Below are 14,876 nucleotides of genomic sequence, written 5' to 3' on the forward strand. Positions count from 1 at the left end.
CGCCACAGCCGCCAGAATAAGGGAGAGGGTTGTTCACCTCGCCGTCGCCCACGGATAAATCGGTCGCGCTGACACCTGCGATCCGCTTACCGTCGACAATCGTGCTTTCCGCCACCTATCCCCTTCCGCGACTACGCCTGCCCGCCAAGCCGCCCGCCTGGCGGTACCTGGTCAGGATGATGCTCGCGCGCCCGGGACTGCTCGCCGTCTCGGCGATCAGCGGTGCGCTGTGGTCACTGCCGATCGCCCTGCTCCCGGTCGCGATCGGCCGCGGCATCGACGCGATCGGCCGCGGTGACGGCGATTCCGTCTGGCTGTGGGGCCTCGCGGCCGCCGGGCTCGGGATCGCGCAGACGCTCGCGGGCACGGTGCAGCACTTCGCGTCCTACGGCTGCTGGATCCACGGCGCCGGGGTGACGCAGCGGCTGGCCACCGAGCACGCGGCGAAGCTGGGCGCGAACCTGCGGGACACGACCACCACCGGCGACGTGGTGGCGATCACCACCAGCGACATCAACCCCATCGGCGACTCCTTCGAGGTGCTCGGGCGGGCCTTCGGTTCGCTGATCGCGTTCATCGTCTGCGCGACGGCACTGCTGTCGACGTCTCCGCTGCTGGGGGTGGTCGCGCTGGTCGGTGTCCCGCTGGCGGTGGTCGGCATCGGCCCGCTGCTGAAGCCGCTGGAAAGGCGCCAGACGAAGCAGCGCGAGGAGAAGACGGAGGTCAACGCGCTGGCTGCGGATATCGTCTCCGGCCTGCGGATCCTTCGTGGCGTCGGCGGTGAACGGCAGTTCCTCGACCGCTTCCGGCGCTCCTCCCAGCGGGTCCGGGCGGCCGGTGTCCAGGTGGGGCGCAGCGAGGCGTGGCTCGCGGCCGCGGAGATCGCGCTGCCCGGCCTGGTCACGGTGGCCATCACCTGGCTGGGCGCGCAGGCGACGATGAACGGCACCATCCGCGTCGGCGAGTTGATCACGTTCTACGGCATCTCGGTGTTCCTGGTGATCCCGGTGACGACGGCGACCGAGTTCGCGGGGGTGCTGAGCGCCGCGCTGGTTTCGGCGCGGAAGGTGTGCAAACTGCTGTCCACCGACCGCACGCTCGCCGAGCCGGAGCACCCGGTGCCGCTGCCGGAAGGCCCGCTGGGCCTGTACGACGAGACGTCCGGAATCAGGGTCGAGGCCGGGAAGCTGACCGTCATCGACGTCGGAGCCGATGCCGAAGCGGTGGCTTCACGGATGGCACGGTTCACCGATCCGAGTGAACCTGCCCTCGTCGGCGGGGTTCCGGTGAACCAGGTCGCCCTCGGCGAGCTGCGGCGGCGGGTCGTGTTCGCGCACAACCAGGACATCTGGTTCTCCGGGGTGCTGCGCGAGCAGGTCACCCCCGCCGAGCCCGGCGAGGTCGAGATCACCGAAGCGCTGTACGCGGCGGACGCCGACGACATCGTGGAGGCGATGCCCAACGGCGTCGACGAGGTCATCGGCGAACGCGGACGTGAGGTTTCCGGCGGTCAGCGGCAGCGGCTGAACCTGGCCCGCGCGCTGGCGACCGACGCCGACGTCCTGCTGCTCGACGAGCCGACCTCGGCCGTCGACGCGCACACCGAAGCCCGCATAACCGAACGCGTCGCGAAGCTGCGACGCGGCAAGACCACCGTCGTGTTCAGTCAGAGTCCACTGTGGGCACATGTGGCCGATGTGGTCGTGAGTACGAAAGTACCGGCATGAAAAAGCTGCCTTTGGCAGACAAGAAAGACGTTCGACGATGGATCAGGGAGACCGCGCGGGACAACAGGCGCGAGTTCTCCGTGATGCTCGGCCTGTTCTGCGTCGCGACCGCGATCGGGCTGGCCGGCCCGCAACTGCTGGGCGCGCTGGTGGACGAGGTCGTCGAGGGAACGACGACGACCACGATCACCTGGCTCGCGGTCGCGTTCGTGGTGGTGCTGGGCGCGCAGGCGTGGTTCAAGGGTCTGGCCCGGTTTCGCGCGCGGGTGTTCGGTGAGCGGATCCTGGCGAGCAACCGCGAGCAGTTCGTCGGGAACGCACTGAACCTGCCGCTCGGGACGGTCGAGGCGGCGGGCACCGGTGATCTGCTCAGCCGGGCGACCACCGACGTCAGCCGCATCGACCACGCGGTGCGGTTCGGCGCGCCGGAGATCCTGATCGCCGCCGTCACGGTGGTGTTCACCGTGGTGGCGATGGTGCTCACGTCACCGTTCCTGGCGCTGGGCCTGCTGGTCGCGCTGCCGCTGCTGGTGCCGGTGAACATCTGGTATCAGCGCCGGATCCCGGACGTGATGCGGCGGATGCTGGACAAGTGGTCCGAGTTGCAGTCCACGACGCACGAGACCGCGGAGGGCGCGCGGACGGCGGAGGCACTGAGCACGACGGGCCGCCGTATCCGCGCCGGGCACGACGGGCTCGACGCGTCGATGCTGGGCGAGCGCGAGATCCGGGCACTGCAGATGCGGTGGATCCCGTCGCTGGAGATCAGCTACGTGCTGCCGGTGCCGGTGATGCTCGGGCTGGGACTGCTCGCCTATTCGAACGGCTGGGAAGGGCTCGGCACGATCACCGCGATGCTGCTGTATTCGCAGGTCATGACCGGTCCGCTGAACGAGGCGCTGTTCTGGCTCGCGGACATGCAGGTCGCCGGTGCCTCGCTGCGCCGGCTGCTGGGCGTGCGACCGCCTTCGTCGGTTGCCTCTGCTTCGGAGGCTCCGCGCGGCCAAGACATCGAGGTGCGCGACGTGCGCTTCGGCTACAACGCGGACCGCGAAGTGCTGCACGGGATCGACCTGCGGGTGCCCGCCGGTGAACGGCTGGCGATCGTCGGCCCGTCCGGTGCGGGCAAGTCGACCCTGGGACGGCTGCTGGCCGGGATGTCGGCGCCGACGTCGGGCTCCGTGCGGATCGGCGGCGCCGAGGTGTCGACGTTGCCGGACGACGTCCTGCGCGGCGAGGTCCTGCTGCTGACCCAGGAGCAGCACGTGTTCGCGGGGACGCTGCGCGACAACCTCACGCTGCCCGCCGGGGACTGGTCCGACGACCGGCTGCTGGCCGCGCTGGCCTCGGTCGGGGCTTCGGAGTGGGTGGCGAGCCTGCCGGACGGGCTGGACACGAAGGTCGGGGCCGGGGCGGTCGCGGTCCCGGCGGCGATGGCGCAGCAGCTGGCGCTGGCGCGGGTGGTGCTGGCCGACCCGCACACGCTGGTGCTGGACGAGGCGACGTCGCTGCTGGACACGGGTTCGGCGCGGGAGCTGGAGCGGTCGCTGAGCGCGGTGCTCGAAGGGCGCACGGTGATCGCGATCGCGCATCGGCTGCACACGGCGGCCGCGGCGGACCGGGTCGCGGTCATCGAGGGCGGCCGGGTGACCGAGCTGGGCTCGCACGCGGAACTGCTTGCCGCCGGCGGGCCTTACGCGGCGCTGGTGGCCGCCGCCTCCTGACGCAATTCGGCACCTGGTTGCGGTGGTTGCGCGTGCAAGTACCGCAAGCAGGTGCCGAATTGCGAAGGGTCGGGCAGGCGGAACTTACGTCAGCGCGCGACCGAGGACAGGGCGTCCACGGCGCTGTAGAAAATGCCGAGCCCGTCGTCGGAAGGCCCGGTGAGGGCGTCGATGGCGTGCTCCGGATGCGGCATGAGCCCGACCACGCGGCCGTTCTCGCTGCGGATCCCGGCGATGTCGTTGCGCGAGCCGTTCGGGTTGCCGCCGACGTAGCGGAACACCACGCGGCCCTCACCCTCCAGCTCGTCGAGCGTGTCCTGCTCGGCGACGAAGCAGCCGTCGATGTTCTTCATCGGAATGAGGATCTCGGCGTCCTTGTCGTACCGGGTGGTCCACGCGGTGTCGTTGTTCTCGACGCGCAGCCACTGGTCACGGCAGATGAAGTGCAGGCCCGCGTTGCGGATCATCGCGCCCGGCAGCAGTCCGGCCTCGCACAGGATCTGGAAGCCGTTGCAGATGCCCAGCACCGGCATGCCCTGGTGGGCGGCCTCGATCACCGAAGACATCACCGGCGCGAACCGGGCGATGACACCGGCGCGCAGGTAGTCGCCATAGGAGAAGCCACCGGGGATGACGACGGCGTCGACGCCCTTGAGGTCCTCGTCGGCGTGCCACAGGGGCACGGCCTCGGCGTCGGCGTAGCGGACGGCGCGGGCGGCGTCACCGTCGTCGAGCGTGCCGGGGAAGGTGACGACCCCGATGCGGGCGCTCACGCGTCCACCCGCTTGATGGTCCACTGCTCGATGACCGGGTTCGCGAGGAATCCTTCGGCGATCTTTTCGAGCGTCGCGTCGTCGACGGAGTCGTCGACCTCGATCTCGAAGTGCTTGCCCTGACGGATCCCGGCGATCCCGGTGAAGCCGAGACGACCGGCGGCGCCGAGCGCGGCCTGCCCCTGCGGGTCGAGGATTTCGGGCTTGGGCATGACGTCGACAACGACTCGGGCCACGGCAGGCTGCTCCTTATTCACGCAGGTCGTGGGTACCGCCCGAGCCTACTTCACTACGGTTGACGCATGACCTACGGGCACTACGCGCCGCCGAAGAGGCCGAAGACCTGGCTCTGGATCACGCTGACGCTGGTCTTCGTCCTGATCGCGGGCGGGGTCGCGTTCACCGGCTTCGTTTCGCCGGGGTTCTTCAAGGCCAAGCCGGACACCACTTCGCGCGCGACGCCGGAGCAGCTGATCCGGTCCTTCGTGAACGGCGTCGGCGAGAACCGCGTCAGCGAGCTCTGGTGCGCGATCCGTTCGAAGCGGTCCTACACCTTCGAGCAGACCATGTCCGTCTCCGGTGACGCACAGCTCAGCACGCCCGCGCACCAGCGTGCGGCGCAGGAGTACTCGGCCGCGTTCACCGCCGCGGGTGAGACCGTCGGGATCGCGATGATTCCCGGCGAGGGCGGCTGGTGCGTGCGCGACGCCAAGATCGGCGGCGAGCCCGAGCCGCTGCCGGGTATCGAGACGAAGCCGTCCTCGCGGCCCGACGTCAAGACCGGGGAAGAGGCGGGGAACGAATTCGTCGACGCGATCAACACGCGTGACATCCCGGCGGCCCTGTCCGTGCTGTGCGGGAAGGTGCCTGACACGACCCGCGACGGCGTGCAGCAGATCATCCACGGCGAAGCCAGGTACACCGTCGAAAAGGCCGACGTGCTGACCACCGCCGGGCAAACGATCCTCCACCTCGCCGGCGAGGTGGACGGCGTCCGGCGGCCCGGGCGGGTCGAGACCGACGACGCGGCCGAAGGCGGTCCCTGCGTGGCTTCTTTCGCACCCGACTCCGACTGAGCTCGCATCAGTCCTTCGACTGGGGGATGCTCGGAGCGCGTCGCTGGGCCAAGATGAGCCCATTGGCAGTACGCCAACACCGGGTGAGCAGCAGCAGGAGGCACCGTGGCCGATCAGGACTCCTTCGACTACGTCATCGTCGGCGCGGGCAGCGCGGGATGCGTGCTGGCGAACCGGCTGAGCGAGGATCCGTCGGCACGGGTGCTCCTGCTCGAAGCGGGCGGCGAGGACGACGCGGACGAAATCCGCATCCCCGCGGCGTTCCCCGGTCTGTTCAAGACGCAGTGGGACTGGAACTACGAGACGGTCGAGCAGAAGCACACCGGCAAGACCCTGTACTGGCCGCGCGGGAAGACGCTCGGCGGCTGTTCCTCGATCAACGCGATGATCTACATCCGCGGCAACCGCGCCGACTACGACGGCTGGCGGGACGGGCACGGCGCCGAGGGCTGGGGTTTCGACGACGTCCTGCCGTATTTCAAACGGGCGGAAGGCAACCAGCGGCTCGGCGGGCCGCTGCACGGCACCGACGGGCCGCTGAACGTCGAGGACCGCCGCTTCACCCACGAGCTGTCCCGCGCCTGGGTGGAGTCCGCGGTCGCCTGGGGCCTCAAGCGCACCGGCGACTTCAACGGCGAGTCGCAGGAAGGCGCCGGCGTCTATCAGGTGACCTGCAAGAAAGGCCGCCGCTGGTCGGTGGCCGACGCGTACCTGCGGCCCGCGTCGTCGCGTCCGAACCTCACCGTGCGGACCCACGCCCAAGCCACGCGTGTGGTGTTCGAAGGAACCCGCGCCGTCGGTGTGTCCTATTTGGACAAAGGCGTCGAGACGACCGTGCGCGCGTCGGCCGAAGTCCTGCTGAGCGGTGGCGCGGTGAACTCGCCGCAACTGCTGATGCTCTCCGGCGTCGGCCCGGCGGAACACCTGCGGGAGCACGGGATCGACGTCGTGGCGGCGCTTCCCGGTGTCGGTGAGAACCTGCACGACCACCCCGCCTGCGGGATCATCTGGTCGACCCGCGGCACCACCGACCTGGTGGACGCCGCGACGCCGGGCGGGCTGGTGCGCTACCAGCTCACCAAACGCGGCCCGCTGGCCTCGAACATCGGCGAGGCGGGCGCCTTCTTCCCCGCCGCGGACGGTGTCTCGCCGCCGGACATGCAGATCCACGTCGCGCCGACGTTGTTCTACGACAACGGGATGCGCGAGCCGACGGTGCCCGGCTTCACGTCGGCGGCGACCCTGGTCGACGTCGCGAGCCGGGGACGGCTGCGGTTGAAGTCGTCGAATCCCCTGTGGAAGCCCGAAATCGACCCGGCGTACTACGCCGAATCCGTGGACATGGAGAAGATGCTGGCCGGGATGCGGGCCCTGATGGAGATCGGGAAGTCCGGCCCGCTCGCGCGCTACCTGGACAAGCCGTTCCTGCCGGAGCACCACGACCTGACCGACGGCGAACTGGCCGACTACGTGCGCGAGAGGACGCAGACGCTGTACCACCCTGTCGGGACCTGCTCGATGGGAACGGGCGAGCACGCCGTCGTCGACCCGGCGCTGAAGGTGCGCGGGGTGGAGGGGCTGCGGGTGGTGGACGCGTCGGTGATGCCCGTGGTGCCGCGCGGGAACACGAACGCGCCGACGATCATGGTGGCGGAGAAGGCCGCCGACCTCATCCGAGGCTCGTGACCTTCCCTTTCACGCCCCCGCAAGCGCAAGGAAGGGACCTTTCATAGCAAATTTTGCTATGAAAGGTCCCTTCCTTGCACGCGGGGGTCGACAGGCGGCGCGTCAGCGTTTTCCGTGCAGGACGGTGATCAGTTTCGCCACCAGGGCGTCGGTCTTCTCCTTGCGGGAGAACGAGGTCAGCACGATCGGCGCGGCGAAGCGCTGCCGCGCGACGGCCTTCGGCCGGGCGAACTCGCGCAGGCCTTCGGGGCCGTGGATCCGGCCGAAGCCCGAGTCGCCGACGCCGCCGAAGGGCAGCGAAGCGATACCGGCGAAGGAAAGCGGTGCGTTGATCGACGTCATGCCGGTGCGCAGCCGTCCGGCGAGTTCGAGGCCACGCGACTTCGAGAAGACCGTCGAACCGAGGCCGTACTTCGTGTCGTTGGCCTTCTCGACGGCCTCGTCCATGTCGCGGACCTTGGCGATGGTGACGGTCGGGCCGAACGTCTCCTCCTTGACCGCCGAGGAGTCCTCCGGCACGTCGACGAGCACCGTCGGCTGCACATAGCGGTCGCCGACCGCGTCGATGCCGCCGACCAGTGCCTTGCCGCCGCGTTCGATGGCGTCCGCGATGTGGCGTTTGATCACCGCGAGCTGCGAAGGCATCGTCACCGGGCCGTACTGAGCGGCCGCGTCCGAGCCGGCGCGCACGTCCTTCGACTTCTCGACGACCTTCGCGACGAACTCGTCGTGCACGCGCTCGTGGACGTACACGCGCTCGACGCCGATGCAGGTCTGGCCCGAGTTGGAGAACGCGCCCCAGACGGTCGCGTCGGCGGCGGCCTCGAGGTCGGCGTCCACGTCGACCAGGACCGCGTCCTTGCCGCCCGCCTCGATGATCACCGGGGTCAGCGTCTCGGCGGCCGCGGCCATGATCTTCTTGCCCGTGCCGGTCGAACCGGTGAAGGCGATCTTGTCGACGCCTCCGCTGACGAGTGAAGCGCCGGTCTCGCCGAAGCCGGTGATCAGTTGCAGCACCGGCCATTCCGGGACGACCTCGGCGAAGGCGTCGACCAGCCATTTTCCGACGCCGGGCGTGTATTCGCTCGGTTTGAAGACGACGGCGTTGCCGGCGGCGAGGGCGTAGGCGATGGAGCCGAGCGGCGTGAACACCGGGTAGTTCCAGGGGCCGATCACGCCCACCACACCGAGTGGCTGGTACTCGACCGTCGCCGCCTGGTTCGACATCATCAGTCCGGCCGCGCGGCGCTGCTTGCCGAGGATCTTGCGCGCGTGCTTGCCCGCCCACGCGATGTGCTCGATGGCGAGGACGCTCTCCAGCTGCGCGTCGGCGATCGGCTTGCCGGTCTCGTCCCGTACGACCTGGCACAGCTGCGGCAGACGACGGGTGATGACACCCTTCCAGCGCCGCAGCCGTTCGGCGCGACCGTCGTAGCCGAGTCCGGCCCACCATTCGGCGGCGTCCCTCGCACGGGCGATGACGGCGCGGACGTCCTCCTTGCTGTGCACCGGGTAGGTGCCGACGACCTCGTCGGTCGCCGGGCTGAGGGAATCGAAGGTCTCCCCCACGCTGTGGGCGGTCGGCTTCGGCTGGACTGCGGTCATCGACTTCTCCCGTGTCTCGGCTCAAAGCCCAGGCTACGACGTTACTGACGACGTGCCAATAGCTCGCCTGGGGCGTGCCACCAGCATCGCACAGGAGACGAGGGCCGCAAGGACACCGAGAAGCGGGGCCAGCCACACCGGCAGCACCCCGATCGCCAACGAGCCCAGCCCGAACCCCGACGCCTGCACGGTGAAGGCCAGCGAGAAGCCCTCCGACCGGCGGCGTTCGGGCAGCAGTTTCTGCAGGTTGACCGACGACACGGCCATCAGCGGGCCGGTGCAGAGCCCGATCAGCGCGACCCCGCCGAGCAGCCCGGCCCAGCCGAAGCCCGCCGAGACCACGCTTCCGCCGAGCACGAAACCGGCCAGGAACAGCCGCGGATCGCCGGCCTTCCCCCGCGCCGCGTACAGCGCGCTCCCGCCGATGCTGGCGGCGCACAGCACCACGATGACGATCGCCGTCGCCGAATCGGGAGCGCCGAGGCGCTGGACGAGCGGCAGCAGGCCGACTTCGATGGTCGACAGCAGGAGCCCCACGGTGAACGACCCCGCCAGCCAGGGCACACAGGCGGCGACCGGGATCGCCTGGTGCTCGACTGTCCTTTGTGGATCCGGAGTGACCGTACGCCGCGGCACGAGCAGGGCCGCGAGCAGGACGACGACGGCCATCGCGAGCACCGGGACGGCCGGTCCGGCGCTCGCCAGGAGCGCCACCAGCAGCGGCCCGCCGACGATGACACCTTCGAAGATCATCGCGTCGACCGAAACGGCCCTCGGCAACTCGTCTTCGGTCACCGTTCCGGCGAGCAGCGTCCGGAAACCGCCGTTCAACCCACCGGCGACCAGCCCCGGAGGAATCGTCAGGGCGAGCAGCACGAGATCCGGGGCACCGGCGGAGGCGGCCGCCGCCAGCAGGAACAGTCCCGCGGCGACCAGCGGAAGCAGCACGACGAGACCGCGTGCGGGTCCGACACGGTCGAGCAGCCGCCCGGCCGGCACGGCGCCGACCATCTCGGCGGCGACGAAAACGGCCATCATGATCCCGCCGAGCCGGTACGAACCGGTGGTCGCGGTGGTCAGCACGGTGAAGGCCAACGGCGCCATCGTGGCGGGCAGCCGGTTCAGCTGCACCCCCGCCGACCAGCGCCAGTATCCGGAATTGCGCAACAACGTCATGCCGCGAACACTGCCGAACCGGACCTGACCGGAACCACTGATTAGGGCATAACCTAATCCGATGATCGAGCTGGTCCTGACCGCCGAGAGCGCCAAGCGCGTCCGCTTCGGCATCTCACCGCTCGACGAGACCATGGGCGCGATGCAGACCCTGCTCGGACGGCGCGGGCATCCCAGTCATCTGCCGTGGCTGCGCGAGGCGGCCGCGAAACTGCCGGACCTGCCCATCGACGGCTTCGCCAAGGTGATGAGCGCGCGGCACTACATCACCGACTTCCTCGGCCCGCCGCCGAGCGGCCCGGAGACCACCGCGTCCGCCCAGCTCGCCGAAATTCGCCGCACGCCACCGGAGCAGGTCGCGTACGAGCTGTCCAAAGTAGACGCGGATTTGCGCGGATTGCCGGAAGATCCCGCCGAGGCAAGGGATCTGCTGGCGAGCCAGATGGAGATCGCCTGGACCGAACTGGTCGAACCGCACTGGCCCCGGATGCGCCGCTTCCTCGTCGCCGACATCGAGGAGCGCTCGCGACGGCTGGCCGCCGGCGGTATCGCGCTGGTACTCGAGGACATCCACCCGCGCGTGCGGCTCGTCGACGACATCCTGGTGATCGAGATGAAGGAACGCGGCCGCGTCCACCTCGATCGCCGTGGCCTGCTGCTGATCCCCGGCGTCTTCGCGTGGCCATCGGTAGGGCTGATCACGATGGAGCCGTGGCAGCCTTCGCTGCTGTACCCGGCGCGCGGGGTGGCCGAACTCTGGTCGGATCCCGAACGTCCGCCCGACGCGCTCGCGGGCGTGCTCGGCCGGACGAAAGCCGCCTTGCTCACCACACTCAACGAACCCGCGAGCACCACCGAACTGGCGCGCAGGCTGCGCCTCTCCGCACCGACGGTCTCCCGGCACCTGACCGCGATGCGCGCGGCGGGCCTGCTCGACACACGACGCCACGGCCGCGAGGTGCGTTACCTGCGCACCGAGCTTGGCGACGTCCTGATCCGGGCATAGGCTGGAATCGAGCTACCGCGAAGGAGAACATCGATGCGCATTGTCCACTTCGGACACGCTTGCACCCTTCTGGAGACCGGGGGCGCGCGGATCCTGATCGACCCCGGCACCTTCTCGGCGGGCTTCGAAGGCGAGCGGGAGCTGGACGCCGTCCTGATCACCCACCAGCATTCCGACCACCTCGACGTGGACAGGCTGCCCGCGTTGCTGGCGGCGAATCCCGGCGCGCGGCTGATCGTCGATCCTGGTTCCGCCGACACCGTGCGGAAGCTCGGCGCCGAGTTCCGGATCGCGAACCCCGGCGACGCCTTCGAAATCGGCTCCAGCGGCATCAACGTCGTCGGCGGCGAACACGCGGTGATCCACGAGGAGATCCCGGTGATCCCGAACGTCGGCTACCTCGTCGACCACGGCGCGTTCTACCACCCCGGCGACTCGTTCTTCGTGCCGGAACAGAAGATCGACGTCCTCGGCCTGCCCACCGGCGCCCCGTGGCTCAAGGCAGGCGAGGCCGTCGACTACCTGCGTGCGGTGTCGCCGCGCCTCGCCGTCCCCATCCACGAAGCCGTCCTCGCCCGGCCGCGGATGCACTACGGCCTGTTCGCCGACCTCGCCCCGGAAGGCACCGAGGTGAAGGTGCTCGACGTCGGGGAGCCGGTGAAGCTTTAAGAGGCGGTGCACCACCGGCAGCGGTGTCGCGAAAGTGGCTTTCGCGACACCTCCGGGGCTTGCTCAGACGGCCTCCGGTAAGCGCGAAGACCACCGTCCGTCCGCGGGCCGCCGCCACGAACGTCTCGTTGCCGATGCGTCACCCTGGTCGGTCAGCCCGACAAGGTGACCCGCGTTCGTGAGAGCGAGCCGTAGGTGGTTCCGAAAGCACGGTTCTCCAGCGAGACGTCGACGGCGTCGAGGAACGCCTGCCGCAGCCCCGGCCGGGTGAGGTCCGCGGCGTCGATGCCGAGCCGCACCAGCCCGCCGCGGCGCGCGGCCCTCGCGGCGGCCAGTACCAGCGCGAAGCACCGGACGGTCTCCGTCCGCTGCGACGGTCCGCCGAACTCCTGCACCCTGGCGCGCCGGACCTCGCCGGACACCAGGTCCCGCACCGAGACCAGATCCGCGCACAGCCGGAACCCGTGTTCGCGCAGGGCCTGCAGGGTGCCGTCCGACGCGACCCAGCGCGGCGGCGCGAAGCCGTCGACGGCCATGCCGTTGGCCTCGAGCGCCGCCTTCGCCGCGATCAGGCGCAGCCGCGCCTCGTGTGCGGGCAGAGCCGCGAACTCGGCACGTTTGCCCAGCTGGACGGCGCGATGGGTGGGTGGGATCCGGTGGTCGTAACCGTGCAGGAGTACGGAATCGCCGTGTGCGCGGCGCGTCCGGATCCACTCCGTCACGGGGCCCTCGCCGGTCCTGGCGGCGTAGAGCACGGACAACGGGACCTTGCGCCGGTCGAGCTCGGCCGCGAGGTCCGCACAGCGGTGCAACGTCCGGGTGGTCACGCCGGACAGGGAAACCAGCAAACGTGCGTCCACGGTCCCCATTGCGCCAGCCCGGGCTTGCGGCGGACTGACGACGGGGTGAACACCGCTGGTCAGGCGGGCCAATCCTGCAGCGACCGGCCGGTGATGCGTTCGTACGACTCGATGTACCTCGCCCGCGTGGCGGCGACGATGTCCTCGGGCAAGGGCGGTGACCCCGGTCTGTCCCGGCGGTGCCAGCCGGACGCGGGACTGGTGAGCCAGTCCCGCAGCGGCTGCTTGTCGAAGGACGGCTGCGGGCTGTTCGGCGCGTAACCGCCGGCGGGCCAGTAGCGCGAGGAATCCGGGGTCAGGACCTCGTCGGCGAGCACGAGGTTCCCCTCGCGGTCGATGCCGAATTCGAGCTTCGTGTCCGCGAGCAGGATGCCGCGTTCGGCGGCGTACTCCGCGCCCCGGCGATACACCGCCAACGTCGCCTCACGGACTTCTTCGGCCCGCTCACGGCCGAGCTGCCCGACCACGTCGGAGAAGGCGATGTTCTCGTCGTGCGAGCCGCGATCGGCCTTGGTCGCGGGGGTGAAGATCGGTTCGGGGAGCCGGGAGGACTCGGTCAGGCCCGGCGGAAGTTCGACGCCGCAAACCGTGCCGTGCGCGCGATAATCGGCGAGACCGGTACCGGTGAGATAGCCGCGGGCGACGGCTTCGAACGGCAGCATCGCCAGCCGCCGCACCAGCAGCGCGCGGCCGCGGACCGCGGCGGGGATGCGTTCGTCTTCGTAGGAGACCAAGTGGTTGGGAAGGACATCGGAAAGCAGGGAGAACCAGAACACGCTCATCGCGGTGAGCACTCGCCCTTTGTCCGGGATGGGCGTGTCGAAGACGACGTCGTAGGCGGAGATCCGGTCCGAAGTGACGAGCAGCAGATGCTCGTCATCGACGGCGTAGAGCTCACGGATCTTGCCGGCGGCGATCTTCGGGTATTCGAGCGTCGTCACGGCTGCACCCTAGCGATCAAGGATGATGGCTGATCATGCCGATCCACTACATTTCGTTCACGACCGACTACGGTCTGTGCGACGGTTTCGTGGCCGCGTGCCACGGCGTGCTCGCGCGGATCGCGCCGTCCGTCCGGGTGCTCGACGTGAGCCACGGAATCCCTCCGCAGCAGGTCAGGACCGGCGCCGAGGTACTCGCCCAGACCGTGCCGTATCTGCCGGAGTCCGTCCATCTCGCCGTCGTGGACCCCGGCGTCGGCACCGCGCGGCGCGGCGTCGTGGTGGTCACCGACCGCGGAATGCTCGTCGGCCCGGACAACGGGCTCCTCATTTCCGCCGCCGAAACACTCAGCGGGGTGATAGCCGCGTACGAACTCGCGGCGCCCGAGTACCGCCTTCCGGTGACTTCGTCGACGTTCCACGGTCGCGACGTCTTCGCCCCCGCGGCGGCGCATCTCGCGCTCGGGGTCGCTCCCGAGGAGTTCGGGCCGCGCGTCGACGACCTCGTGCGGCTGCCGGACCCGTTCGTCGCGGTGTTCCCCGGCAAACTGGTGACCGAGGTGCTCACGGTCGACCACTTCGGCAACGTCCAGCTGGCGGCGAGCCCCGCCGACCTCGAACTGGCCGGGCTGTCCGGCACGGTCTCGGTCAGCAGCGAACACGTCCTGGTGCGGGCGTCGGTCGGCGACACCTTCGGCACGGTGCCGCCGGGCCGGAACGTGCTCTACACCGATTCCGCCGGACGGCTCGCGGTCGCCGTGAACGGCGGCTCGGCGTCGGCCGTGCTCGGGCTGGGACCCGCCCAGGAGTGCACGATCACCTCGTCGCCGACGGACACCTGACCCGGACCGGTCACCGCCATCTTGATCCCGAACGAGACCCCGCCCTCCGGTTCGCGGCGGTAGTCGGCGAGCGAACGGATCGGCTCGGGACCGGCCTTCTCGCCGGTCTCCTGGTCGACCATCGGCACCGTGCAGCGGATGCAGACCTTGGCGTATCCGAGTTCGAGACCACCGGCCGTGAGCGAGCGGACGTCGTCCTCGCGATGCGGCTCCGGCCACCCCGAGACGACGATGTTGGGCCGGAAACGGTCCATCGGCACGGCCTCGGCGCCGCGGGAAGCGATCCGCTCGTTCAAGCCGTCCAGAGAAGACTCGGAGGTCAGCAGGATCGCGTGCGCGTCGGCGAAGGCCGCGGTGCCGGGGATCTCACCATTGGTGACACGCTCGTGCTCCGGCGTGAGCCCGACGAACACCGAGGGCAGGCCGAGGACGTCGGAGAACCACTCGGCGGCCTCGTCGCCCTGGTGGACGCCCTTGCCCTGCCAGGTGAACGTCGCCGCGGGATGCCGCGGTCCGTCCGGAACGGTCTCGACCAGGAGATCTTCGACACCGGGAGCGGTGAGCCGCAGGCGGGCGCCGTCGTCGGTCACCTCGGTCCGGATCGAGGCCATCACCGGCTGCTTCCGCTGGCTGCGGAACTCGCCCTCCGGGGAGACGACCATCCAGGCACGGTCGAACCTGAGGCCCGCCGGGGTGACGTCGGCCGTTTCGACCGACGTCCCCGCGCACCCTTTGACGGGGTAATAGACCAGCTTCGCCACTCTCGCCATAGCCGCAGGCTAGCGAGTCGA

The 14,876-nt window shown here is 69.8% G+C and carries 14 protein-coding genes; 7 read left to right on the plus strand and 7 right to left on the minus strand.

The genetic code is table 11. The features are described 5' to 3' along the window. Window positions 1-101: 101 nt before the first annotated feature. Both P3102_RS36105 and P3102_RS36110 read left to right on the plus strand, forming a co-directional pair. The gene (locus P3102_RS36105) at window positions 102-1,727 is read left to right on the plus strand and encodes an ABC transporter ATP-binding protein (RefSeq protein ID WP_276365131.1); all 1,626 of its coding nucleotides are present in this window, start codon (window positions 102-104) and stop codon (window positions 1,725-1,727) included. After that, window positions 1,724-3,451 (plus strand): ABC transporter ATP-binding protein, encoded by a 1,728-nt coding sequence (locus P3102_RS36110; protein ID WP_276365132.1) that lies wholly within the window; start codon window positions 1,724-1,726, stop codon window positions 3,449-3,451. The genes P3102_RS36105 and P3102_RS36110 overlap by 4 nt, the downstream gene beginning before the upstream one ends. 89 nt (window positions 3,452-3,540) lie before the next feature. Here the strand turns inward: P3102_RS36110 and purQ are convergent, their stop codons facing one another. Next, the gene (purQ, locus tag P3102_RS36115) at window positions 3,541-4,224 is read right to left on the minus strand and encodes a phosphoribosylformylglycinamidine synthase subunit PurQ (RefSeq protein ID WP_276365133.1); all 684 of its coding nucleotides are present in this window, start codon (window positions 4,222-4,224) and stop codon (window positions 3,541-3,543) included. Further along, window positions 4,221-4,460, minus strand: a complete 240-nt coding sequence (purS, locus tag P3102_RS36120; protein WP_276365134.1) for a phosphoribosylformylglycinamidine synthase subunit PurS — start codon at window positions 4,458-4,460, stop codon at window positions 4,221-4,223. The genes purQ and purS overlap by 4 nt, the downstream gene beginning before the upstream one ends. A gap of 66 nt (window positions 4,461-4,526) precedes the next feature. Here purS and P3102_RS36125 point away from each other — a divergent pair, with 66 nt between their 5' ends. Together P3102_RS36125 and P3102_RS36130 are read left to right on the plus strand one after the other, a co-directional pair. Continuing rightward, the gene (locus P3102_RS36125) at window positions 4,527-5,300 is read left to right on the plus strand and encodes a hypothetical protein (protein WP_276365135.1); all 774 of its coding nucleotides are present in this window, start codon (window positions 4,527-4,529) and stop codon (window positions 5,298-5,300) included. Window positions 5,301-5,405: 105 nt separating this feature from the next. Next, window positions 5,406-6,986, plus strand: coding sequence for a GMC family oxidoreductase N-terminal domain-containing protein (locus P3102_RS36130; protein ID WP_276365136.1), 1,581 nt, complete (start codon window positions 5,406-5,408; stop codon window positions 6,984-6,986). Window positions 6,987-7,088: 102 nt separating this feature from the next. Here P3102_RS36130 and P3102_RS36135 read toward each other — a convergent pair whose 3' ends face one another. Both P3102_RS36135 and P3102_RS36140 read right to left on the minus strand, forming a co-directional pair. Then, window positions 7,089-8,591: an aldehyde dehydrogenase family protein gene (locus P3102_RS36135; RefSeq protein WP_276365137.1), complete on the minus strand. Its 1,503-nt coding sequence runs from the start codon at window positions 8,589-8,591 to the stop codon at window positions 7,089-7,091. A gap of 33 nt (window positions 8,592-8,624) precedes the next feature. Further along, window positions 8,625-9,767 (minus strand): MFS transporter, encoded by a 1,143-nt coding sequence (locus tag P3102_RS36140; protein ID WP_276365138.1) that lies wholly within the window; start codon window positions 9,765-9,767, stop codon window positions 8,625-8,627. 61 nt (window positions 9,768-9,828) lie between these two features. Here P3102_RS36140 and P3102_RS36145 point away from each other — a divergent pair, with 61 nt between their 5' ends. Together P3102_RS36145 and P3102_RS36150 are read left to right on the plus strand one after the other, a co-directional pair. Next, a complete protein-coding gene (locus P3102_RS36145) occupies window positions 9,829-10,773 on the plus strand; it encodes a DUF5937 family protein (RefSeq protein ID WP_276365139.1) in 945 nt (314 codons plus the stop codon). Window positions 10,774-10,806: 33 nt separating this feature from the next. After that, a complete protein-coding gene (locus tag P3102_RS36150) occupies window positions 10,807-11,442 on the plus strand; it encodes an MBL fold metallo-hydrolase (protein WP_276365140.1) in 636 nt (211 codons plus the stop codon). Window positions 11,443-11,594: 152 nt separating this feature from the next. On the opposite strand, the gene P3102_RS36155 is transcribed toward P3102_RS36150, so the two are convergent. Next, window positions 11,595-12,311, minus strand: a complete 717-nt coding sequence (locus P3102_RS36155) for a DUF2334 domain-containing protein (RefSeq protein WP_276365141.1) — start codon at window positions 12,309-12,311, stop codon at window positions 11,595-11,597. Window positions 12,312-12,361: 50 nt separating this feature from the next. Further along, window positions 12,362-13,243: a phosphoribosylaminoimidazolesuccinocarboxamide synthase gene (locus tag P3102_RS36160; protein WP_276365142.1), complete on the minus strand. Its 882-nt coding sequence runs from the start codon at window positions 13,241-13,243 to the stop codon at window positions 12,362-12,364. Between the two features lie 35 nt (window positions 13,244-13,278). Here P3102_RS36160 and P3102_RS36165 point away from each other — a divergent pair, with 35 nt between their 5' ends. Further along, window positions 13,279-14,085, plus strand: a complete 807-nt coding sequence (locus tag P3102_RS36165; protein WP_276365143.1) for an SAM-dependent chlorinase/fluorinase — start codon at window positions 13,279-13,281, stop codon at window positions 14,083-14,085. Here the strand turns inward: P3102_RS36165 and P3102_RS36170 are convergent. Beyond that, entirely contained in the window at window positions 13,968-14,855 is an 888-nt protein-coding gene (locus P3102_RS36170; RefSeq protein ID WP_276365144.1) for an MOSC N-terminal beta barrel domain-containing protein, read from the minus strand. The two genes, P3102_RS36165 and P3102_RS36170, sit on opposite strands and share 118 nt — an antisense overlap. Between the last annotated feature and the right edge of the window lie 21 nt (window positions 14,856-14,876).

It is taken from the genome of Amycolatopsis sp. QT-25, assembly GCF_029369745.1.
Classification (GTDB): Bacteria; Actinomycetota; Actinomycetes; order Mycobacteriales; family Pseudonocardiaceae; genus Amycolatopsis.

What these genes read in the sequence shown, in the direction of transcription:
- P3102_RS36150 (WP_276365140.1), top strand. Translation starts at nt 10,807, where the DNA reads ATGCGCATTGTCCACTTCGGACACGCTTGCACCCTTCTGGAGACCGGG.
- P3102_RS36155 (WP_276365141.1), bottom strand. Translation starts at nt 12,311, where the DNA reads ATGGGGACCGTGGACGCACGTTTGCTGGTTTCCCTGTCCGGCGTGACC.
- P3102_RS36170 (WP_276365144.1), bottom strand. Translation starts at nt 14,855, where the DNA reads ATGGCGAGAGTGGCGAAGCTGGTCTATTACCCCGTCAAAGGGTGCGCG.
- P3102_RS36125 (WP_276365135.1), top strand. Translation starts at nt 4,527, where the DNA reads ATGACCTACGGGCACTACGCGCCGCCGAAGAGGCCGAAGACCTGGCTC.
- P3102_RS36110 (WP_276365132.1), top strand. Translation starts at nt 1,724, where the DNA reads ATGAAAAAGCTGCCTTTGGCAGACAAGAAAGACGTTCGACGATGGATC.
- P3102_RS36145 (WP_276365139.1), top strand. Translation starts at nt 9,829, where the DNA reads ATGATCGAGCTGGTCCTGACCGCCGAGAGCGCCAAGCGCGTCCGCTTC.
- P3102_RS36140 (WP_276365138.1), bottom strand. Translation starts at nt 9,767, where the DNA reads ATGACGTTGTTGCGCAATTCCGGATACTGGCGCTGGTCGGCGGGGGTG.
- P3102_RS36165 (WP_276365143.1), top strand. Translation starts at nt 13,279, where the DNA reads ATGCCGATCCACTACATTTCGTTCACGACCGACTACGGTCTGTGCGAC.
- P3102_RS36135 (WP_276365137.1), bottom strand. Translation starts at nt 8,591, where the DNA reads ATGACCGCAGTCCAGCCGAAGCCGACCGCCCACAGCGTGGGGGAGACC.